Raw genomic sequence first — 19,643 nt, forward strand, 5'->3', positions numbered from 1 at the left:
CATTCCCTACCCACGCAGCGAAAGGAGCAGCCCATGCAAGTCCGCCACGTCGATTCGATCCCGGTGTTCGCACTGCCCGGCATCCGGCACCAGACCCTCGCCTCGCAGGCGGGCGGTATCCAGGCATTCGAAGTCTGGCAGCAGACGCTCGCGCCGGGCAGCGCGACCCCGCTGCACCGCCACGACTGCGAGGAAGTGGTCGTTTTTACCGGGGGTGAGGGAATTATGCACCACGCGGGAACCGAGACGCCATGCGCGGCCGGCACGGTGCTGCTGTGCCAGCCCAACGAATTGCATCAGATCGTGAATACCGGCGGCGAGCCGCTGACCCTCTATGGGATTCTGTCGGGCTCGCCGGTGCCGGTGGTGGATGCCGAGGGCAGGGAGATCCCGCTGCCCTGGTGACTCAGGCTGTGTAGTTGCGGTGGAAGCGGCGGCCCAGGCGGGTCAGCAGCTCGTAGCCGATGGTGCCGGCCTGGGTAGCGACGGCGTCCACCGGCTGCTGCTCGCACAGCAGCTCGACCAGCTGGCCCGGCGCCACGCGGGCTTCCGACAGGCCGGTGACGTCGAGGGTGATCGAATCCATCGACACCGTGCCGGCGAAGGGCACGGCCACGCCGTCCACGAAGGCCTGTGACTGGCCGGTGAGGGCGCGCAGCCAGCCGTCGGCATAGCCGATCGCGATGGTGGCGATGCGGCGCGTGCCCTGGGCCACGTAGCGCGCGCCGTAGCCGACGACGTCGCCGTCCGCAATGCTGCGCACCTGGACGATGCGCGCCGCCAATGACACCGATTGGCGCAGCGGATTGGGCTTGCCCGGATGCGGATTGATGCCGTACAGGGCCGCGCCCGGGCGCAGCAGCTCGTAGTGGTAGGCGCTGCCCAGGAACACGCCCGAGGAATTGGCCAGGCTGGCCGGCACGCCCGGGAAGCGTTCGCGCACCTGCTCGAAGCGCAGGCGCTGGCGCTCGTTGAGCGGGTGGTCCGGCTCGTCGGCGCAGGCCAGGTGGCTCATCACCAGCCGGACGTCCAGGCCGGACAGCCAGTCGGGTTCAAGCGACAGCGCTGCCAGGTCGGCGGGCGCCAGGCCCATGCGCGACATGCCGGTGTCGACCTGGATCGCGGCCGGCAGGCGCCGCCCGAGCTGCCGGGCGCTGGCGCGCCATTCCCGCAGCTGGCCCGGATCGTTCAGCACCGGCACCAGGTCGTACTGGTAGAAATCGGGCGCGGTGCCGGCGGGCGGGCCGTGCAGCACGTAGATCGTGCAGCCGTCCGGCACCAGCTGGCGCAGGCGCATGCCTTCGGCCACGTGGGCGGTGAAGAACACCTTGCAGCCTTCCTCGGCCAGGGCCGGGGCCACCTGTTCCATGCCCAGGCCATAGGCGTCGGCCTTCATCACGGCGGCGCAAGTGGAGGAGGGCGCCTGCGCCGCCAGCAGCCGGTAGTTGGCGCGGATGGCCGCCAGGTCGACCGTCAGGATCGCGCCGGCGCGCGCCAGCTCGCTGGCGGCGCGCATGGTCGTCGAGTCGCGGTTCATGCCTGGGCCAGTTCGCCTTGCGGATAGCCGTTCGGGGTGCCGGCGTAGCGGAACACGGCCAGGTCGTCGGCGCGGATGGCCGGCGACTTGCCGCCCACCAGGTCGGCGATCACGCTGGCCGAACCGCAGGCCATGGTCCAGCCCAGGGTGCCGTGGCCGGTGTTGACGAACAGGTTGCCCAGCGGGGTCGCGCCCACCACCGGGGTGCTGTCCGGAGTCATCGGGCGCAGGCCGGTCCAGAAGCTGGCCTGGCTGGTGTCGCCGCCGCCCGGGAACAGGTCGTTGACCACCAGTTCCAGGGTTTCGCGGCGGCGCGGGTTGAGCGCCTTGCTGTAGCCGGCGATTTCGGCCATGCCGCCCACGCGGATGCGGTCGTCGAAGCGGGTGACGGCGATCTTGTAGGTCTCGTCGAGGATGGTCGACACCGGGGCGCGGCTGGCGTCCGTGATCGGCACGGTGATCGAATAGCCCTTGAGCGGATAGACCGGCAGCGGGAACCAGCGCTGCAGCAGCAGGCGCGAGTAGCTGCCCAGCGCCAGCACGTAGCGGTCGGCGCTGAAGGTGCCCTTGTCGGTGACCACGGCGCTGACCTGGCCGCCGGTCTCGACCAGGCTCCGGATGCTGACGCCGTATTCGAACTGCACGCCCAGGGCGCGCGCCATCTCGGCCAGCCGGGTCGTGAACATCTGGCAGTCGCCGGTCTCGTCGTTCGGGAGGCGCAGGCCGCCGACCAGCTTTTCGCGTACGTGGGCCAGGGCCGGTTCGGCCTGGGCCAGCTGTTCGCTGGTGAGCAGCTCATAGGCCACGCCGGCCTGCCTGAGCACTTCGATGTCCTTGCCGGCCGCGTCGAACTGGGCCTGGGTGCGGAACAGCTGCAGGGTGCCTTGCTGGCGGCCTTCGTACTCGATGCCGGTTTCCTGGCGCAGCGCGCGCATGCAATCGCGGCTGTACTCGGCCAGGCGGACCATGCGCTCCTTGTTGACGGCGTAGCGGTCGGCGGAGCAGTTGCGGTACATCTGCCACATCCAGGACAGCTGGAACAGGCTGCCGTCCGGGCGGATGGCCAGCGGCGCATGGCGCTGGAACAGCCACTTGGCCGCCTTCAGCGGGATGCCCGGGGCCGCCCAGGGCGAGGCATAGCCGGGCGAGATCTGGCCGGCGTTGGCGAAACTGGTTTCCAGCGCAGGGCCGGGTTGACGGTCGATGACGGTGACTGCATGACCGGCTTTCGCCAAATAGTACGCGGTGGTGACGCCGACCACGCCGCTGCCCAGCACGATGACTCGCATAGCTTCCCTCGAAGAAGAGACAAAGATTCAGTAAAGGTTGCCATGGTAGCGCTGGTGCTGCCATAATTGTTTCTGTTAATACACTCGTTTTTAGGAAAAAGTCATGCGCGTGCAAAAAGCCTCGAGCCGGGTCCTGGACCGCATCGACCTGCACATCCTGGCCATCCTGCAGCAGGACGGCCGGATCGTGATGAAGGACCTGGCGGAGCAGGTCGGGCTTTCGCTCACGCCCTGCATCGAGCGCGTCAAGCGCATGGAGCGCGACGGCGTGATCAGCGGCTACCACGCCCGCGTGAATCCCCAGGCGCTGGGCCTGCAGATCCTGGTCTTCGTCGAGATCACCCTGCACCAGAAATCCGAGAAGGCCTTCGACCGCTTCAAGCGCGCCATGTTCGCCATTCCCGAGGTGCTGGAATGCCACCTGGTGTCGGGCGACTTCGACTACCTGATCAAGGCGCGCATTCCCGAGATGTCCGAGTACCGCCGCCTGCTGGGCGAGATCCTGCACGTGGCCGACGCCGGCCAGTCCAAGAGCTATGTGGTAATGGAAGAGCTGAAGGAAACCCTGGCGCTGTCGATCGAGCGCTAGGCCGGCGACGGGCCGGCTGCGGTTCGGCTCTATAATAGGATTTTTCCTACCGGGCTCACCTATGCGCGCTCATGAAGGGCACGCCCTGTCCCTCCGTCACATGCTGATCTTGCTGACGGCGATCGGCTTGCTGCCGCTGGCGCTGCTGGGAGTCTGGGCCATCCACGGGGCCGAGCGCTACCACGAGCAGGAGCAGGAGCGCCTCATGCTCAACCATGCGCGCGCCCTGTCCAGCGCGGTCGACACGGAGCTGGACGGCACCGTCAACGCGCTGGCCTCGCTGGCGCGCAGCCCGGAATTCGCCGCCGGCGACCTGCGCGGCTTCCATGAACTGGCGCGCGTCCAGGCCCAGCCGAACTGGCTCGGCGTGATCCTCGCCGACGATCATGGCGTCGCCCTGCTGCGCACCATGGCGCCCTTCGGCGCGCCGGCGGCGCCGACCGCCGACCCGGACAGCCTGCGCCGCCTGTTCACCCTGCGCCACCCCGTGGTGGGACGCGTATCGCGCGGAGGCGGCGGCCGTCCGGCCGTCCCGGTGCGCATCGCGGTCGAAGGTCCCGGCCGCAAGCTGTATGCGCTCACCGCCGTGATCCGGCCCGACCGCTTCCTCGACGTCATCGCGCGCCAGAAGGTCCCGGCCGATTCCGTCATCTCGGTCATGGACGCCGGCGGGCTGGTGGTGGCCCGCTCGCGCAACCAGGACAAGACCGTCGGCAAGCCTGCCAGCCAGAGCCTGCAGGCCCTGATGCGCAGCGCCGGTCCCGAGCGCGTGGGCCGCACCGTCACCATCGAAGGCGCCGACGTGCTCACCGCCTACACCACGTCCTCGCGCTACGGCTGGTCGGTGGCGCTGGGCGCCCCGAACGCCGCGCGCGGCTATGCCTTCATCGAACGCTTCGCGCTCTACGTGGCGGGCATCCTGGCCAGCTTCGGCGCCTGCATCGGCATCGCTTCCTGGCTGTCCAGCCGCATCGTCGGCACCATCCACGGCGTCCAGGCCGCCGCCAGCGCGCTGGGCGAAGGGGAAGTCGTCAAGGTGCCGCCTTCACGCATCAAGGAATTCCGCCAGATGGGACAGGCCCTGGAAGCGGCCGCCGGCCAGCGCGCGGCCCATGAGCGGGAACGCGCGCGCCTGCTGGCCACGCTGGAGCAGGCGCTGGCGCGGCAGGAAGAGGCGCTGGACCAGGCGCGCAATGCTGGCGAGGCCAAGGACGCCTTCCTGGCCATGCTCGGGCACGAGCTGCGCAATCCGCTCAGCCCGATCCTGGCCGCGCTCGACATGATGGACCTGCGGCGCGAAACGGCCGCCCAGCGCGAGCGCGCCATCATGCGGCGCCAGGTCGACCATCTGAAGCGCCTGGTCGACGACCTGCTGGACGTGTCGCGCATCACCTCCGGCAAGCTGCGCATCGAGCCGCGCCCGCTGAACCTGGCCGAGGTGGTGCGCCACGCGGTGGCCGAGCGCGCCGGCGAACCGGTCGCGCTGGAGGCGCCGGAGGCGGTCTGGGTCGAGGGCGACGAGACGCGCCTGGCCCAGGTGCTGGGCAACCTGCTGTCCAACGCGGCGCGCTTCGGCAGCAGCGCCACCCGGGTGAGCCTGCGCGAGGAGGACGGCAAGGCCGTGCTCGCGGTGAGCGACAACGGGGTAGGCATGACGCCGGGCATGCTGGGCCAGGTGTTCGAACCTTTCTTCCAGGCGCCGCAGCCGCTGGCGCGCCGCACCGGCGGCCTGGGGCTGGGCCTGGCGATCGTGCGCAAGATCGTCGAGCTGCACGGGGGCAGCGTCGCGGCCCGCAGCGGCGGTCCCGGCCTCGGCAGCCGCTTCGAGATCGTGCTGCCGCTGGGACGCCCGGCGGAGGCGCCGCTTGCGGTGCTGGAGCAGCGGCAGGGCGCGCGGCGGCGTATCCTGGTGGTGGACGACAACGAGGATGCGGCCGCGCTCACCGCCGCGCTGTTCGAGGACATGGGCCACGAGGTCGAAGTGGCGCACACGGCGGCGCAAGCCTTGCGCGCCGCGGGGCGGCAGCTGCCGGCCGCCGCCATCCTCGACATCGGCCTGCCGGACATGGATGGCTACGCGCTGGCCCGGGCCCTGCGCGGCCGGCCCGGAGGAGACGGCGTGCGGCTGGTGGCGCTGACCGGCTACGGCCAGAAGGAGGACGTCGAGCGGGCCCTGCGCGCGGGCTTCGACGTCCACCTGACCAAGCCGGCCAATGTCGAGGCCTTGCGCGGCGCCCTGGACGCTGCCGCCTGACCGCGACGACGGCGGAACGTCGGTCCTGCAGCTTTGACGCAGATCAGATGCGCACCCGCGCGCCCGGCCATAGTGGCAGGGCGACGGCATGGATGCCGGAGGGGAGAAAGCATGGGCAGAACGGCGATCGTGACTGGGGCAGCGCGTGGACTGGGCAAGGCAATCGCCCTGGCCTTGCGCGATGCCGGACACCGGGTAGCGGCCAACTACCTGGTCGACGAAGCGGAGGCGCGGCAGTTCCAGCAGGAACACGCCATTCCCGTGTTCCGCTGGGACGTGTCGGACGCCGCAGCCTGCCGCGAGGGCGCGGCGCGGGTCGAGGCCGAGCTGGGACCGGTCGAGATCCTGGTGAACAACGCCGGCATCACGGCCGACGCGATGTGCCACAAGATGAGCGAGGAGCAGTGGTGGAGCGTGATCCACACCAACCTCGGCTCCATGTTCGCGATGACGCGCCCGGTGGTCGAAGGCATGCGGTCGCGCGGCTTCGGCCGCATCGTGAACATCAGTTCGATCAATGCGCGCAAGGGCCAGGTTGGCCAGTGCAATTATGCGGCGGCCAAGGCCGGCATACTCGGCTTCACCAAGGCGCTGGCGCTGGAGAATGCGGCGCGCAATGTCACCGTCAACGCCATCGCGCCCGGCTACTGCGACACGCCGATGGTGGCGGCCATGCGGCCCGACGTGCTGGAAGCGATCACGGCCGGCATTCCCGCCGGGCGCCTGGGCACGTCCACGGACATCGCACGCACGGTGGTGTTCCTGACGGACGATGCGGCCGGCTTCATCACGGGCGCGACCATCGACGTCAATGGCGGGCAGTACCTGGCCTAGCGCCCTCAGGCGCGCTGGCCGTGCAGGGCGCTGGGGGCCAGCAGGGTGCGGTTGCGGCCAGAAGACTTGGCCCGGTACAGGGCCACGTCGGCTTCGCGCAGCAGCTCGCCCCAGGCGCCATGCTTGTCGAGCACGCTCACCCCGATGCTGATCGTGCAGCGCATCGGTCCGCTGGTGGAGTTCATGCGCAGGGCGGCGAAACTGGTGCGGATGCGCTCGGCGCAGGCGAGCGCCTCGCCGGCCCGGGTCTCGGGCATTACGCACACGAACTCCTCGCCGCCGAGGCGGCCGATGTAGTCGCTGCCGCGCAGGCTGCGCAGGCAGGTCGCCACCAGCGCGCGGATCACGGCGTCGCCGGCGGCATGGCCGTGGCGGTCGTTGACGCCCTTGAAGTAGTCGATGTCGATCATGGCCACCGCCAGCGGGCGTCCGTGGCGCAGCGCCAGGGCCAGGTCGCGCTCGGCCAGTTCGGTCACGTAGGCGCGCGACAGGGCGCCGCTCAGGCTGTCGTGGCGGCAGGCGTCGAGCAATTGCTGTTCGCGCAGCCAGACATCGCGCCGCAGGCAGCCATTCACGCGCGACAGGCTCATGGCCAGCAGCAGGGCCGCGCCGCAGGCCGCCAGGCCTGCCAGCCACATCGGCGCAGGCAGGGCGACTGCGCCCAGTACGGCATAGAGCAGCAGCGGCGCCGCCAGCACCAGCAGGCAGCGCAAGGGACGGGGATCGACCAGCCCGATGCTCAGCATCGAGGCGACCAGTGCCGGCGTGCCGTGCATCAGGCCGTTCTCGTAGGTGCTGGCGCAAAGGAACAATGCCGCCGTATGGGTGGCGTAGAGCACGATGCAGCGCCAGGTGGGGGACCAGGGAATCCGGGTGCTGAACCAGGTCAGGGCCCCGGCCGCGACCAGCGACAGTCGCAGCAGCAGCAATTGCGCTCCTTGCGGATGGCCGAGCAGCACATCCCAGACGCCCAGCATCAGGACGCAGGCGCCCAGGGCCGGCCCAAGCGCCGGCAGCAGGCGCTCGACAGTCTGGTCGGCGCACAGGTTCAGCTGGCGCGTCTGCTCCGGTGTCAGCGGCGGCGCGCGCCGGCGCCGGCGCCCGAATGGGCCGAATCGCGGTCCGCTGCGCAGCTCGGATCGCGGCGGCGGATGAGGGAAAAACACGGACATCGTATTGCCTTTGCCCACATGAGCAACTGAATCGACTGCTATATCCGCGAAGGATGGCGAGCCCCTGGCAATACCTGCTTGATGTGGATCAAACCGACCCGTCGCGCTGTCAACCGATTCGCGTAATTGACAGCGTACACCGATTAGAGCTCGATGACGAGGTCCGGCCGGAACGCTTCCTGTTCGCCCTTGCTGAGGTAGCCAAGCGGGTTGGCGACCACGCGGCAAGACCAGGCGCGGCCCTTGTCGTCCCCCGTGACCACATAGTCGTTGTGGCAGTGCAAGTGACCGTGGACCCAGATGTCGGCCAGGGCCAGCATGTCGTCCATGGCGTTGCAGAAACCGGCGGTGCCCGGCGTGATGCCGTAGCGCGGGTCGGCGCTTTCCAGGCTGGGGGCGAAGTGCGTGACCGCCACCGTGACGCCGTCGAAGGGGACGCTCAGCGCGCTGCGCAGCCAGGCCTGGCAATCGAGCGACATGTCGCGCATCTCCTCGGCCAGCACCGGCACGCCGGCCTTGAGCGTGGTGTTCTTGCTGAGGTAGTAGTTGGCGGCGCGAAAGGCCTTGGAGCGCTGCTGCATCTGCTTCGTCAATTCCTTCTCGCGCACGGCGAGGGCGTCGAAGTCGGCCCACAGGGTGGTGCCGATGAAGCGCACCCGGCCCAGCGTGACCACTTCGCGGTCGAGCCAGACGATGCCCAGGCGCTCGCAGGTGGCGCGCAGGCGGGCATAGGTCTCGTCGAACTCGAGCCCGTCGAATTCATGGTTGCCCGGCACATACAGCACGGTGCGGCCATCCTGCGGCGCGAAGCGTTCCAGGCCGAAGTCGGTACTCTCCAGGCGCGAGCCGGCCTGGTAGGAACCGATGTCGCCGGCCAGGATCACCACATCGGTGCCGGCGGCGATGACGGGCTGGAAAGCCGGATAGCGTTCGAGGTGCAGGTCGGAAAAGAGCTGGATGCGCATGGTTCGCGCAGTATAGCGGCATCCATCGGATCTTGCCCTTCGGTATGGGGTTCAGGGGGTGCCCACGTAGAGCACGATCTTGCCGACGGCGCGTCCGCTTTCGCTCAATGCATGGGCGGCGGCGATGTCGCGCAGCGCGAATTCGGCGCCGATCACAGGACGCAGGCGGCCGCTGTCCACCATGGCCGCCAGCCGGGTCAGCACCGGCGCATTCGGCCCGATGAAGACGAATCCCTGGCGCACACCGCGCGCGGCGGCCTGGTCCGCGTCCGGCGGGCTGATAATGGAGACCTGGATGCCGCCCGGCTTCAGCACCTGCCAGGAATCCTCCTGCACCTGGCCGCCCAGGGTGTCGAACACGGCGTCGACCGGCTCGACCACATCGGTGAAGCGAGCCGTGCGGTAGTCGACGACCTGGTCCGCACCCAGCGATTCCACCAGCGCCCGGTTGCGCTCGGAAGTGGTGGCGATCACGGTCGCGCCCAGGTCCTTGAGCAGCTGGATGGCGAGTGAGCCGACGCCGCCCGAGCCGGCGTGCACCAGCACCCGCTGGCCGGCCTGGACCGCGGCGGTGTCGACCATCGATTCCCAGGCCGTGATGCCGGCCAGGGGCAGCGCAGCGGCTTCCACGTGCGAAATCGTGGCCGGCTTGCGTGCGCACTCGCTGGCGCGGATGGCCACGAACTCGGCATAGGTGCCGTTGCGCGCCAGGTCGGGGCGCGCGAACACGGCGTCGCCCTCGCGCCAGTTGCTGACCTCGCCGCCCACGGCCACCACCACGCCGGACACGTCCCAGCCCAGGGTCAGGGGCAGCGGATGGGGAATCATCTGGGCCAAATAGCCTTCGCGCACTTTCCAGTCGACCGGATTGACCGAGGCCGCCACCACCTTGACCAGGACTTCGTCCGGAGCGATGTCGGGGATGGGAATGTCGTCGAGCGACAGCGCGTCGCGGTTGCCGTACTGGTGAATTCGCACTGCGAGCATGATGGGTTCCGGTTGGTTGGCGTCCGGCCGATTCTACGCGGGACAATGCAGTGGCATCGCGCGCTTGCGCGCCGGAATTTCCTGGCGCATGCCATCATGCCGGCGTCGTCCGATGAGGAGCAGCGATGGCAGGCAAGCAAGCGATGGCCTTGCACGAAGTGCGGCGCTACCTGGAACCGGGGCCTGTGGTGCTGGTGTCGTCCGCCTGGCGAGGCGAACGCGACATCATGGTGATGGGATGGCACACAGTGATGGAATTCGATCCCTCGCTGATCGGCTGCGTGATCTCGTCGGCCAACCACAGCTTCGGCCTGATCCGCGCCAGCGGCGAATGCGTGATCAACCTGCCGACCACCGCGCTGACCGAGCAGGTGCTGCAGGTAGGCTCGACCTCGGGGAGCGAGCTCGACAAATTTGAAGAATTCGGCCTCACGCCCGAGCAGGCTGAACGGGTGGCGGCGCCGGCGATCCGCGAATGCCATGCCCGGTTCGAATGCCGGCTGCACGACGACAGCCTGGTCGACAAGTACAACTTCTTCATTTGGGAGGTGGTCGCCGCCCGCGCTGCAGCCGTGCCGCGCCATCCGGAGACCCTGCATTACAAAGGCGACGGTGTGTTCATGGTCTCTGGCAAGATCATCCGGCGCCGGCGGCCGGGCCTGAAGTAGGCGGGACCGTCAGCGTGCGTGGCGGGGATGCGGCGGCACATGCACCAGGGCCGCGCGCGGGCCGCGCACACGGACGCGGTGGGGCGCAGGGTGGGCCGCCATCGCCAGCGCCAGGTCGGTGGTCAGCCGGTGCAGGGAGAGCACGTCACGCAGGGCCGCCAGCACCTGGCGGCCGAGCTGGACGTCGCCGTCCTCGACCAGCGGCGTCACGCGGTGCAGCGCCGCCAGCAGGGTGGCGTTCTCGGCCCGGTGGTCGTGCAGGCTTTCGTAGGCGAGGGCTTCCATGACCATCTCCTCGTGGCGAAAGCCGGCTTCGACCGCGGCGACCAGGGAGGGGAACTCGCGCACGAAGCGCTCGTCCGGCGCCGAGGCGGCGTGCAGGAGGCGGGTGCACAAATGCTTGCGTGCATGGCGGATGGCGGCGCAGATGGCGCGCGTGCTGCTGGGCGGAAGTCGGGTGGCGGTCATGGCAATCCGGATTGGATGAAGAATGGTGTGAATAGGGCAGTCTCGCTGTCTGCTCAGACGATGTACTTGAGCTGCATCAAAGTTTCTGGAGAAGCCGGCTCAGTGCGCACACAGCAGCGGCACCGGCGCCCGGCGCAGGAGCGCCTGCGTCGCTCCGCCCAGCGCCCATTCGCGGTAGCGGTTGTGGCCGTAGGCGCCCGCCACCAGCAGGCCGGCGCGGGTGTCGTGGGCCAGCGCGATCAGGGTGTCGCCCGGCGTGTCGCGGGTACGCTCGACCACCACCTCGACCTGTACGCCGTGGCGCGCCAGGTAGAGCGCCATGTCCGCGCCCGGCTCTTCGCCATGCAGCTCCGACAGCGCCTCCGGATTGACCAGCACCAGGCGCACCAGCGGCGCAGCCTGCAGCAGCGGCAGCGCCGCCTGGATGGCGCGGATAGCCTGCAGGCTGCCGTCCCAGCCGATCAGGGCCGTGCCGGGAAGGGGGGCGCCGCGGTAGGCGGCCGGCACCACCAGCACCGGGCGCGGACCGTGCAGGGCCAGGAACTCGGGCAGGTGACGCGCGCCGCCCGTATGAGCGCCGGGCGGATCGTCCTGGCTCAGCACCACCAGGTCGGCGTAGCGCGAGTGCAGCAGCAGACCGTAGCGGGTGTTGTCATCCACCAGGCGCGATTCGACAGAGTCCGCACCCAGCCGCGCGGCCTGCTCTTCGAAGGGCTGGAGCTTGGTAGCGACATCGTCGCGCAGCGCCTGGTAATCCTCGCTCGAGATCGGCATGGCCATCGAACTGTTGAGGATCGCGAAATTGGCCATCGAGATGCCGGTCGCGGCGCTGCCGACCAGGTGGGCGCCGTGCCCGGCTGCGAGCAGCGCGGCGGCGCGCAGGCGGCTGTCCTGGTGCGGGCCGCCGTCGACGTGAACGATGATGGTCTTGTACATGGTGCGCCTCCATCAAGGTATGGCGTTCACCATCCACTCTACGCCTTGCCGGCCGCGCTGTCAGCCCGCGTTACACGATACCGAATTGACAACCGGAAAGGATTCCATTAGCGTGGCCTGTCCTTTTCCTGTTCACCTGATGCCGATGAAAACGCTGGTCCAACTCGCCGCGCTGTGCGGCATCCTGGCCATGCCGGCCGCCCAGGCCGCCCAGTTCAAGGTCTTGCTGTTTACCAAGACCGCCGGCTGGCACCATGAGGCCGTGCACGAGGGCGTCACCGCGATCCAGGCGCTGGGCAAGCTGCACGACTTCGAGGTGTTCTGGACCGCCGACGCCGGCCGCGTGATGAACGACGCCGAGCTGGCCAAGTACCAGGCGGTGGTCTTCCTGCTCACCACGGGCGACGTGCTGGACGACCGGCAGCAGGCCGCCTTCGAGCGCTACATCCGGCGTGGCGGCGGCTACGTGGGCGTGCACAGCGCGGCCGACACCGAATACGGCTGGCCCTGGTACACGAAGATGGTGGGGCACATGTTCCACATCCACCCGGAAGTGCAGACGGCAGTGTTGAAGGTGGAGCAGCGCAACTTCCCTGGCATGGAGCGTTTCGCGCCGCGTTCGCTGGCGACCGACGAATGGTATGAATACGGTCCGCCGCGTGCGAAGCTGAACTATCTGCTGAGCGTCGACGAATCGACCTACAAGCCGGAGGCCGACTGGGGCGACAAGAAAGGGAAGGGCATGGGCGCCTTCCATCCGGTGGCCTGGTACCAGGACTACGACGGCGGGCGCGCGTTCTACACCGGGCTGGGACATTTGGCGGCGACTTACCGAGATCCGGTCTTCCGGCATCACCTGTATGGAGGCATCTACTGGGCTGCGACGGGAAAAGGCTTTCGCGCCGACTGATGAATGAAGACCGTGGAGAGATTGCAATGTTTGAGATTTTCGCCAAAGACAGCTTGATCGGTCATTCCGCACTGGAGCATGGCGATGCGCCCATGGGCGTCGCCTTTGGCATCTTCAGGCCGGCGGAAGGCTATCGCCAGATCCAGCGTGCGTGCCAAGTAAATCACGACCAATCCCGCCTGGCGCTGAGCGCCAGGACACCTGAAGGCGTGCCCATTCCGTGTGAAGGGGTGAATATCATGGATGTGTCGCATGAGTTCGAGGATGGCGATCCTGGCAATATCGAGGTGAGCGTCCTCGGTATCCCCTATCCACGTTACGAGGAGCTGTTTCCCGGCCACGTCGCGGATTATCAAAAGCGGTTTGGCGACCTGTAGGAAGCGCAGTATCAGGCCGCCACCGGCTGTGTATCCGTCATTTTTCCGCGCGATGGGTCGATCGGTCCATCGAACTGGTAGCTGCTTGCTTCATGCACTTCCCATCCGCCTTCGCCGGTCAAATGCAGCACATGCGTATGGTGACGCAGCACCGCCGCGCGGTGCGCGATGCTGATCAGGGTCGCCCCGCTGGCGCGCAGGCGTTCGTAGAGCGAAGCTTCGTTCGCACTGTCGAGCGCGCTGGTCGCTTCGTCCAGGATCACGATGCCCGGCTTTTGCACCAGCACGCGGCCAAAGGCCAGGCGCTGCTGCTCGCCGACCGACAGCAGTTTCTCCCAGTCGTTCACGGCGTCCAGTCCGCCCACGCGTTCCGCCAAACAAGGCAGGTGCACCTGCTCGAGGATGTCCAGCAGCTGTTCGTCGCTCAGGCTGCATTCCGCGCTCGGATAGATGAGCTGGCTGCGCAGGGTGCCCGCCTGCAGATAGGGCTTCTGCGGCAGGAAGAAGAAAGCTTCCAGCGGCGGACGATGGATCGTGCCGCTGCCGGTCTGCCACAGGCCGGCGATCGCCCGCAGCAGCGAGCTCTTGCCGCAGCCGCTGTCGCCGGTGATGAGCAGGGCATCGCCCGGCTTCAGGCTGAGGCTGAGCTCCTTGATGAGCACGCGATCGGACCGCGGCGGGTGCAAGGTCACCGATTCCAGCGCGAGGTGCTTGCCCGGCTGGGTCTGGATGCCCGCCTGCTGGCCATCGTCCTTGATCGCGCCCTCGGGCAGCACCAGTTTGGACAAAGCCTGCAGGCGGTCGATGCCCGCGACGAAGCGGCTCAGGCTCTCGAAGTTCTCGACGATGACGCCGACCGCCGCGAGCACGGCGGTAAACGCGCCGGCCGCCTGCACCGCGCGGCCCACTTCCAGTTCGCCCGACAGCACGCGCTCCGCCAGGATCATGCCCGGCAACACCAGCGTGAGCTGGCTGAAGGTGCGCTGGAACAGGTTGAGCGAGCGCTGCTTCCTGATCAGCCTGGCGAAGTTCTGGATCACCGTCTCGAACCTGCTGTCGATATGCGCGCGTTCCTGGGCCTCGCCGCGATAGAAGGCGATCGACTCGGCATTCTCGCGCACGCGCATCAGGCTGAAGCGGAAATCGGCCTCGCGCCGCAGCTGCCAGAAGTTCAGGTGGATCAGCGGGTTGCCGAACACATAGAGGGCGACCACGGTGCCCGTGATCGCATACACCGCCAGCACGCCCACCAGCAGGTGCGAGATCGACCACAGCACGGCGCTGAACGCCACCAGCTGCATGATCGAGCCGAGGAAGATCAGCAGGAAGTGGATCGACCGGCCGGTGAAGGTGTTGATGTCTTCGCTGATGCGCTGGTCGGGATTGTCGATCTCGCTGTCGGCGCCCAGCGCATAATACTTGCGACCCTTCAGGTAGCCGTCGAGGAAACGGCCGGTCAGCCAGCGCCGCCACTGGTTGGCGAACAGGTCGCGCATGTAGTAGTAGAAGGCGTAGACCGGCACCGCGAAGGCCAGGGTGAGCAGGCAGGCGCGCACTGCCGTCCAGAAACGGTCGCCATTCTTGCCCGCCAGCGCAGAAGTCATTTCGCCGGCCTGGTTGTTCAGCATCACCGCCAGCTTGGTCTCGACCAGCATCAGCACGATCAGCAGCAGCAACAGCGACCAGGCCGTCTTCTTCTGATCGCCCAGCCAATACGGCTTGGCGACGCTGACGAACTGCTTCCATGCAGCGAGCGACAAGGGCGGCGCCCGGCGTCTGCGTTCTGGCGCCGCCGGAACCTTGTCCGTGGCGGCGTCGATGGTGGCGGAGGGTGGCGTGTTCATGGTGTCGATCCCGTTCACCGGCATGTTGTTGCCGTCGTCAGCGAGACCCGGCTCTTCATGTTCGGCCGAGTCACAGCCCCAGCATACGACGCGTCAAGCAGCCGTTCGGTGCGGAAACAGACATAGCGCTCGCCCATGTGCGGGAGCGCCGCCGCGAGGCGCTACACGGCGGTGTAGTGCTCCACGGTCGGGAAAGGATCGTAGAAATGGTGCAGCAGCCGCTTCCACTCCTGGTAGCCGGCCGACTGGCGGAAACCGATCGTGTGGTCTTCCAGCGTTTCCCAGTTCACCAGCAGGATGTAGCGGCTGGGCCGTTCCAGGCAGCGCTGCAGCTGGTGCGACAGATAGCCCTTGTTCGAGGCAATGATGGGAGCAGCCTGGCGGAAGGCGGCCTCGAAATCGGCCTCCTGGCCGGCACGGACGTCGAGCACGGCGACTTCGAGGATCAATCCGTCTCTCCCACGCTGTCCGCCGCCGGCTTGTCGAGCAGCTCGTGCACGCCGCTGGTGACGACCGCACCCATCATGGCGCGCATGTGCTCGGCCTCGGTCGCGCCGAAGCGTTCGGCGAACAGCTGCTGCGCCCGTTCCCAGGCAGGACGCGCGGCCGTGATCACCTCGCGTCCGCGCTGGCTGAGTTCGATGACCCGCTCGCGCCGGTCCTGCTCGCTCGACCTGATCACCACGAGTTCCTCGCGCACCAGCGGCTGCAGGTTGCGCGCCAGGGTCGTGCGGTCCATTACCATGGCCTTGGCCAGCTGGTTGACATTGGCGGTGCCGCGCAGCAGCTTGGCCAGGATCGAAAACTGGGTGATGCGCAGGCCGGTGCCGCTCAGCATCTGGTCGTAGAACGAGGTCAGGTAGCGCGAGGCCTGGCGCAGGGATGAGCAATAGCAGGGCGTATGGGCAAGCTGATCAATATTCATGGGGCATACATGCGGCAGCGGCGCGATTGCGAAAAACGCAGTATAGCCTTGTGCGCACGCAAGGGCCGTTCGTACGGCCGTGCCGTGATGCCAAGCCTAGTGCGCCGCCCCCGCATGCCCGCAGCGCAGCGCGTGCTGGCGCATCCAGCCCGGCAATTCGTGGGCCGGCAGGGGCGGCGCCACGTAGTAGCCCTGGGCCTCGTCGCAGCCGGCGGCGAGCAGCGCGTCCCAGATCTCGCGCGTGGCGGTGCCCTCGGCCACCACCGACAGCCCCAGGTCGTGGGCCAGGTCGATGGTGGCCTTGACGATGGCGCCCGCCCGGCGGTCGCGCAGCATGTTGGTGGTGAAGCCGTGGTCGATCTTGATCACGTCCACCGGCAGCATGGTGAGGTAGTTGAGCGAGGAATAGCCGGTGCCGAAATCGTCGATGAACAGCCGGAAACCCATGCTGCTGAGGGCCTGGAGCTGGGCGATTGTGGCATCCGGGTCGACGATCAGGCTGCTTTCTGTGATTTCCAGGCCCAGCCAGGCGGGATCGGCGTCCCAGCCGGCGAGCAGGGCGCGCAGGTCGCCCGGCAGGGTGCCGCTCATCAGGTTACGGGTGGAGAGGTTGACCGCGATCGGCAGCGCCAGGCCTTCCTGGCGCCAGGCGTGCGACTGGCGCACCGAGGCTTGCAGCATGGCGTTGGTGAGCGCATGGATCAGCTCCGTCGACTCGATCAGGGGCACGAATTCGCCCGGCGGCACCATGCCCAGTTGCGGATGGTGCCAGCGCGCCAGCGCTTCGGCGCCGATCACTTCGCCGGTGGCCATCGCCACCTTGGGCTGGCAATACAGCTCGATCTGGCCTTCGGCGACCGCGTTGCGGAACTGGCCGAGCAGGGCCAGGCGCTGGGGGTCGTAGGGGTCCTGGGCGGGATCGTACATCATGGTCTTGCGCCCGCCCTGCCTGGCCTGGTACACGGCCACGTCGGCCTTGCGCAGCAGGTCGGTCGGGTTGCGCGCGTGGCCCGGCGCCAACGCGATGCCGACCTGGGCGCTGATCTCGTAGCGCACGCCGGCGACCAGGAAGGTGGTGTCGAACACCCGCGCGATGGCCTCGGCCACCGCGGCCGCGTTGTAGGCGCGCACGCCGCGCAGCACGGCGATGAACTGGGCGTTGCCGGTGCGCGCCAGGTGGATGTCCTCGCCCAGCTCGGTCTTGAGGCGGCGCGCCACGTCGCGCAGCAGGTCGTCGCCGTTCAGGTGGCCGAGGGTCAGGTTGATCTCGCGGAAGCGCGCCAGCGCCACCGTGAGCACCGCTACCGGCTCTTCCAGCCCGCGGCTCTCGCCGAAGGCGGTGTCCAGGTAGCGGCACATCGCCACCCGGTTCGGCAGTCCGGTGAGCTCGTCGCAGAAGGCCAGGCGCTCGATTTCCTGCTCGGCGCGGGTCATGTCGGTGACGTCGCGGATGATGCCGACGATGCGCACCGGCTGGCCGTCCTCGTCGCGCACCACGTCGGCCTGCGAATGCACGTAGCGCACCTCGTGGTCGCCTTCGACGATGCGGTAGCGGTGGTCGTAGCGCTCGCCCGGCGTCTTCAGGGTATGCTCGCGCGCCGCCGCCACCGCGGCCACGTCTTCGGGGTGGATGCGCCGGAACAGCTGTTCGAGCGTGAACGGCCCGCCCTTGCCGTTGCGCCCCGGGTCGATGCGGAAGATCCGGTAGGTCTCGGCGGAAGTGGTCTCGATCAGTCCCGTGCGCAGGTCGGCCGCCCAGGTGCCGATGTGCGCGATCTCCTGCGCGTGCTGGAGGTCGGATTCGGTCTGCAGCAGCTGGTCGCGCAGGCGGCATTCCTCGGTGATGTCGACGGTGGCGCAGGCGAACCAGTCGGGCGAGCTCAGGTCGCCGCTGATGCGCCGGCAGCTGGTGCGCAGCACGTGCTCGCTGCCGTCGGGCCAGGTCAGGTGCAGGCTGGTGTCAAAAGGGTGGCCATCCAGGATGCAGCGTTCGATGGCCAGCGCGAAGGCGGGGCGCTCGTCCGCGTGCACCGGCGCCAGCAGCCGCTCCATCGAGGGCATCACGCTGGCCGGCTCCAGGCCCAGGTTCTTGTATTGCTGGACCGACCAGGTAAGGCGGGCGGTGGTCAGGTTCATGGTGCAGCAGCCCAGGCCCGTCACCTCCTGCGACACCTTCAGCACATCCTGCAAATGGGCCAGCTTGGCTTCGGCTTCGGCCGCTTCGGAATGGTCCTGCATGGCCAGCAGCACCGGCGCCGGATGCTCGCAATTGAGGCGGTAGCACTGCAGCTGACAATGCAGGCAGGCGCCGTCCTTGCCGATGTGGGTGAGCGCCGGCAGCTGGGCCTCGCCGTCGCGCGCGGCGGCCGTCACGGCGCTCCGCACACGCTCGTGGTCCGGCGCTTCGAACAGGGCCAGCAGGTCGGCTTGCGCCCATTCCTCGGGCGTGTAGCCATAGGTGGCGCCGGCGCAGGCATTGGCTCCCAGCACGTGCAGGGACGCGCTGTCGCATACGACGAGCGGCGCCGGAGCGCGCTCGAACGCGATGCGGCACCAGTCGCTGTCGATGGCGTGGAACCCGGCTTCCATGGCAGGCCTCCGTTCTTCCTTGTCTCCGAATGGGGTAGGGAATTGCTGAACTGATAAGACTAATATGAGCCCTCCGCGCGCCGGCGTCCAGCGATTTCGTGCGATTCCGGCGCCGGCTGCCATAAATCGTGGCTGTACGGCGCACGGAACTCCGCTGCAGGCTGCGCTTGCCGGGACCGATGGGCGCTGGCATGATTCAAACTATTTGAACCAATCCTCCATGACAAGCGCCCGCGACGCCCTCACACCCGCCTCCCTGGCCATGCTCGAAGCGATCGCCGAGCATGGCAGCTTCGCGGCCGCCGCGCGCGCGCTCGGCATGGTGCCGTCCGCGCTGACCTACCGCGTGCGGGTGATCGAAGAAGCGCTGGACGCGCTGCTGTTCGACCGCAGTTCGCGCCGCGCGCGCCTGACCGAAGCGGGCGCCGAGTTGCTGCGCGAGGGCGCACGCCTGCTGGACGAAGTCGACGCCATCGCCAACCGGGTCAAGCGCGTGGCCACCGGCTGGGAATCGCATTTCAGCATCGCGGTCGACAGCGTGATCGACCGCGACACCATGATGGAACTGTGCGCCGCCTTCTTCGCACTGGAGGCGCCGACGCGCCTGAAGCTGCGCTCGGAGACCCTGTCCGGGACGCTCGACGCGGTGCTGAGCGGGCAGGCCGACCTGGCGCTCGGGGTGGCGCTCGACACCCGCAACCGGGTCGGGCTGCAGCGCGAAACCATGGGCACGATGGAGTTCGTGTTCGCGGTCAGCCCCTCGCATCCGCTGGCCGCGCTGCCGGAACCGCTGGGCGAGGATGCGGTGCGTGCCCACCGGGCGGTGGTGCTGGCCGATTCCGGCGCGCGCGGCGGCGGCTTGAGCGTCGGCCTGCTGGCCGGGCAGGAAGTGTTCACCGTGAGCGATGCGCGCGCCAAGCTGGAGGCCCAGCTGCGCGGACTGGGCGTGGGCTATCTGCCGCTGCCGGTGGCCCGTCCCCACCTGGAGAGCGGCGCCCTGGTCGCGCGGCGCCTGGACCGTCCCGAGCACCGGCTGACCTTCTACTGCGTCTGGCGCAACGACCGCAGCGGGCGGGGCAAGGCCCTGCAGTGGTGGCTGGAGCAGGTGCGCAGTCCCGTCACCCGGGCCGCGCTGCTGGGTGAACGGACGGCGCCGGGCCGGAAGCGCGCATTCAAATAATTTGAACATAGTTGTCGGATTTGTTGTGCGAACACTCATCCGGAACGACGCATAATCATGGTTTCCAGCGTCGCCGGCCTTGTTGCGCCAAGGTGACGCGGCATTTCAACGAATTGGAG

The 19,643-nt window shown here is 68.4% G+C and carries 19 protein-coding genes; 8 read left to right on the forward strand and 11 right to left on the reverse strand.

What is annotated here, in order from left to right; genetic code table 11:
- Positions 1-33 precede the first annotated feature (33 nt).
- A complete protein-coding gene (locus KBW95_RS03655) occupies positions 34-405 on the forward strand; it encodes a cupin domain-containing protein (protein ID WP_211523676.1) in 372 nt (123 codons plus the stop codon).
- Position 406: 1 nt separating this feature from the next.
- Here the strand turns inward: KBW95_RS03655 and alr are convergent, their stop codons facing one another.
- Positions 407-1,537 carry an alanine racemase gene (gene alr / locus KBW95_RS03660; RefSeq protein WP_229429518.1) on the reverse strand — a complete coding sequence of 377 codons (1,131 nt, stop codon included), beginning with the start codon at positions 1,535-1,537 and terminating at the stop codon, positions 407-409.
- Positions 1,534-2,826, reverse strand: a complete 1,293-nt coding sequence (locus KBW95_RS03665; RefSeq protein WP_211523675.1) for a D-amino acid dehydrogenase — start codon at positions 2,824-2,826, stop codon at positions 1,534-1,536. Before KBW95_RS03665 ends, alr begins: the two co-directional genes overlap by 4 nt.
- 103 nt (positions 2,827-2,929) lie before the next feature.
- On the opposite strand from KBW95_RS03665, the gene KBW95_RS03670 reads away from it, so the two are divergent.
- From KBW95_RS03670 to phbB, 3 genes are all read left to right on the forward strand, one after another.
- Positions 2,930-3,415 carry a winged helix-turn-helix transcriptional regulator gene (locus tag KBW95_RS03670; RefSeq protein ID WP_211523674.1) on the forward strand — a complete coding sequence of 162 codons (486 nt, stop codon included), beginning with the start codon at positions 2,930-2,932 and terminating at the stop codon, positions 3,413-3,415.
- Between the two features lie 100 nt (positions 3,416-3,515).
- Positions 3,516-5,669, forward strand: a complete 2,154-nt coding sequence (locus KBW95_RS03675) for an ATP-binding protein (protein WP_229429519.1) — start codon at positions 3,516-3,518, stop codon at positions 5,667-5,669.
- A gap of 111 nt (positions 5,670-5,780) precedes the next feature.
- Positions 5,781-6,503, forward strand: a complete 723-nt coding sequence (gene phbB, locus KBW95_RS03680; RefSeq protein WP_211527509.1) for an acetoacetyl-CoA reductase — start codon at positions 5,781-5,783, stop codon at positions 6,501-6,503.
- 5 nt (positions 6,504-6,508) lie between these two features.
- Here phbB and KBW95_RS03685 read toward each other — a convergent pair whose 3' ends face one another.
- The 3 genes from KBW95_RS03685 to KBW95_RS03695 form a co-directional block, all read right to left on the reverse strand.
- Positions 6,509-7,675: a diguanylate cyclase gene (locus tag KBW95_RS03685; protein WP_211527510.1), complete on the reverse strand. Its 1,167-nt coding sequence runs from the start codon at positions 7,673-7,675 to the stop codon at positions 6,509-6,511.
- Positions 7,676-7,818: 143 nt separating this feature from the next.
- Positions 7,819-8,640, reverse strand: a complete 822-nt coding sequence (locus tag KBW95_RS03690) for a metallophosphoesterase (protein WP_211527511.1) — start codon at positions 8,638-8,640, stop codon at positions 7,819-7,821.
- Positions 8,641-8,691: 51 nt separating this feature from the next.
- Positions 8,692-9,627: an NADP-dependent oxidoreductase gene (locus KBW95_RS03695; RefSeq protein WP_211523669.1), complete on the reverse strand. Its 936-nt coding sequence runs from the start codon at positions 9,625-9,627 to the stop codon at positions 8,692-8,694.
- A gap of 125 nt (positions 9,628-9,752) precedes the next feature.
- Here KBW95_RS03695 and KBW95_RS03700 point away from each other — a divergent pair, with 125 nt between their 5' ends.
- Entirely contained in the window at positions 9,753-10,295 is a 543-nt protein-coding gene (locus KBW95_RS03700; protein WP_211527512.1) for a flavin reductase family protein, read from the forward strand.
- Between the two features lie 9 nt (positions 10,296-10,304).
- Here KBW95_RS03700 and KBW95_RS03705 read toward each other — a convergent pair whose 3' ends face one another.
- Positions 10,305-10,763: a hemerythrin family protein gene (locus tag KBW95_RS03705; protein ID WP_211523667.1), complete on the reverse strand. Its 459-nt coding sequence runs from the start codon at positions 10,761-10,763 to the stop codon at positions 10,305-10,307.
- Between the two features lie 99 nt (positions 10,764-10,862).
- Positions 10,863-11,699, reverse strand: a complete 837-nt coding sequence (locus KBW95_RS03710) for a universal stress protein (protein ID WP_211523666.1) — start codon at positions 11,697-11,699, stop codon at positions 10,863-10,865.
- Between the two features lie 145 nt (positions 11,700-11,844).
- Between KBW95_RS03710 and KBW95_RS03715 the strand changes: the two genes are divergently transcribed.
- Together KBW95_RS03715 and KBW95_RS03720 are read left to right on the forward strand one after the other, a co-directional pair.
- The gene (locus KBW95_RS03715; RefSeq protein WP_211527513.1) at positions 11,845-12,609 is read left to right on the forward strand and encodes a ThuA domain-containing protein; all 765 of its coding nucleotides are present in this window, start codon (positions 11,845-11,847) and stop codon (positions 12,607-12,609) included.
- A 26-nt stretch (positions 12,610-12,635) separates the two neighbouring features.
- Positions 12,636-12,986 (forward strand): hypothetical protein, encoded by a 351-nt coding sequence (locus KBW95_RS03720; protein WP_211523664.1) that lies wholly within the window; start codon positions 12,636-12,638, stop codon positions 12,984-12,986.
- Positions 12,987-12,997: 11 nt separating this feature from the next.
- Here KBW95_RS03720 and KBW95_RS03725 read toward each other — a convergent pair whose 3' ends face one another.
- From KBW95_RS03725 to KBW95_RS03740, 4 genes are all read right to left on the reverse strand, one after another.
- The gene (locus KBW95_RS03725) at positions 12,998-14,830 is read right to left on the reverse strand and encodes an ABC transporter ATP-binding protein/permease (protein ID WP_211527514.1); all 1,833 of its coding nucleotides are present in this window, start codon (positions 14,828-14,830) and stop codon (positions 12,998-13,000) included.
- Between the two features lie 161 nt (positions 14,831-14,991).
- Positions 14,992-15,279, reverse strand: a complete 288-nt coding sequence (locus tag KBW95_RS03730) for an antibiotic biosynthesis monooxygenase (RefSeq protein ID WP_211523662.1) — start codon at positions 15,277-15,279, stop codon at positions 14,992-14,994.
- Positions 15,276-15,755, reverse strand: coding sequence for a MarR family winged helix-turn-helix transcriptional regulator (locus KBW95_RS03735; RefSeq protein ID WP_211527515.1), 480 nt, complete (start codon positions 15,753-15,755; stop codon positions 15,276-15,278). Before KBW95_RS03735 ends, KBW95_RS03730 begins: the two co-directional genes overlap by 4 nt.
- A gap of 96 nt (positions 15,756-15,851) precedes the next feature.
- Positions 15,852-18,344 carry an EAL domain-containing protein gene (locus KBW95_RS03740; RefSeq protein ID WP_211527516.1) on the reverse strand — a complete coding sequence of 831 codons (2,493 nt, stop codon included), beginning with the start codon at positions 18,342-18,344 and terminating at the stop codon, positions 15,852-15,854.
- Between the two features lie 220 nt (positions 18,345-18,564).
- On the opposite strand from KBW95_RS03740, the gene KBW95_RS03745 reads away from it, so the two are divergent.
- Positions 18,565-19,524 (forward strand): LysR family transcriptional regulator, encoded by a 960-nt coding sequence (locus tag KBW95_RS03745; protein WP_211527517.1) that lies wholly within the window; start codon positions 18,565-18,567, stop codon positions 19,522-19,524.
- The last annotated feature ends 119 nt before the right edge of the window (positions 19,525-19,643 follow it).

The organism is Massilia sp. ZL223 (assembly GCF_018119395.1).
Taxonomy (GTDB): Bacteria; Pseudomonadota; Gammaproteobacteria; order Burkholderiales; family Burkholderiaceae_D; genus Telluria.

What these genes read in the sequence shown, in the direction of transcription:
- KBW95_RS03715 (WP_211527513.1), top strand. Translation starts at nt 11,845, where the DNA reads ATGAAAACGCTGGTCCAACTCGCCGCGCTGTGCGGCATCCTGGCCATG.
- KBW95_RS03740 (WP_211527516.1), bottom strand. Translation starts at nt 18,344, where the DNA reads ATGGAAGCCGGGTTCCACGCCATCGACAGCGACTGGTGCCGCATCGCG.
- KBW95_RS03745 (WP_211527517.1), top strand. Translation starts at nt 18,565, where the DNA reads ATGACAAGCGCCCGCGACGCCCTCACACCCGCCTCCCTGGCCATGCTC.
- KBW95_RS03720 (WP_211523664.1), top strand. Translation starts at nt 12,636, where the DNA reads ATGTTTGAGATTTTCGCCAAAGACAGCTTGATCGGTCATTCCGCACTG.
- KBW95_RS03725 (WP_211527514.1), bottom strand. Translation starts at nt 14,830, where the DNA reads ATGAACACGCCACCCTCCGCCACCATCGACGCCGCCACGGACAAGGTT.
- KBW95_RS03665 (WP_211523675.1), bottom strand. Translation starts at nt 2,826, where the DNA reads ATGCGAGTCATCGTGCTGGGCAGCGGCGTGGTCGGCGTCACCACCGCG.
- alr (WP_229429518.1), bottom strand. Translation starts at nt 1,537, where the DNA reads ATGAACCGCGACTCGACGACCATGCGCGCCGCCAGCGAGCTGGCGCGC.
- KBW95_RS03655 (WP_211523676.1), top strand. Translation starts at nt 34, where the DNA reads ATGCAAGTCCGCCACGTCGATTCGATCCCGGTGTTCGCACTGCCCGGC.
- KBW95_RS03695 (WP_211523669.1), bottom strand. Translation starts at nt 9,627, where the DNA reads ATGCTCGCAGTGCGAATTCACCAGTACGGCAACCGCGACGCGCTGTCG.
- KBW95_RS03700 (WP_211527512.1), top strand. Translation starts at nt 9,753, where the DNA reads ATGGCAGGCAAGCAAGCGATGGCCTTGCACGAAGTGCGGCGCTACCTG.
- KBW95_RS03670 (WP_211523674.1), top strand. Translation starts at nt 2,930, where the DNA reads ATGCGCGTGCAAAAAGCCTCGAGCCGGGTCCTGGACCGCATCGACCTG.
- KBW95_RS03735 (WP_211527515.1), bottom strand. Translation starts at nt 15,755, where the DNA reads ATGAATATTGATCAGCTTGCCCATACGCCCTGCTATTGCTCATCCCTG.
- KBW95_RS03710 (WP_211523666.1), bottom strand. Translation starts at nt 11,699, where the DNA reads ATGTACAAGACCATCATCGTTCACGTCGACGGCGGCCCGCACCAGGAC.
- KBW95_RS03705 (WP_211523667.1), bottom strand. Translation starts at nt 10,763, where the DNA reads ATGACCGCCACCCGACTTCCGCCCAGCAGCACGCGCGCCATCTGCGCC.
- KBW95_RS03685 (WP_211527510.1), bottom strand. Translation starts at nt 7,675, where the DNA reads ATGTCCGTGTTTTTCCCTCATCCGCCGCCGCGATCCGAGCTGCGCAGC.
- phbB (WP_211527509.1), top strand. Translation starts at nt 5,781, where the DNA reads ATGGGCAGAACGGCGATCGTGACTGGGGCAGCGCGTGGACTGGGCAAG.
- KBW95_RS03675 (WP_229429519.1), top strand. Translation starts at nt 3,516, where the DNA reads ATGCTGATCTTGCTGACGGCGATCGGCTTGCTGCCGCTGGCGCTGCTG.
- KBW95_RS03690 (WP_211527511.1), bottom strand. Translation starts at nt 8,640, where the DNA reads ATGCGCATCCAGCTCTTTTCCGACCTGCACCTCGAACGCTATCCGGCT.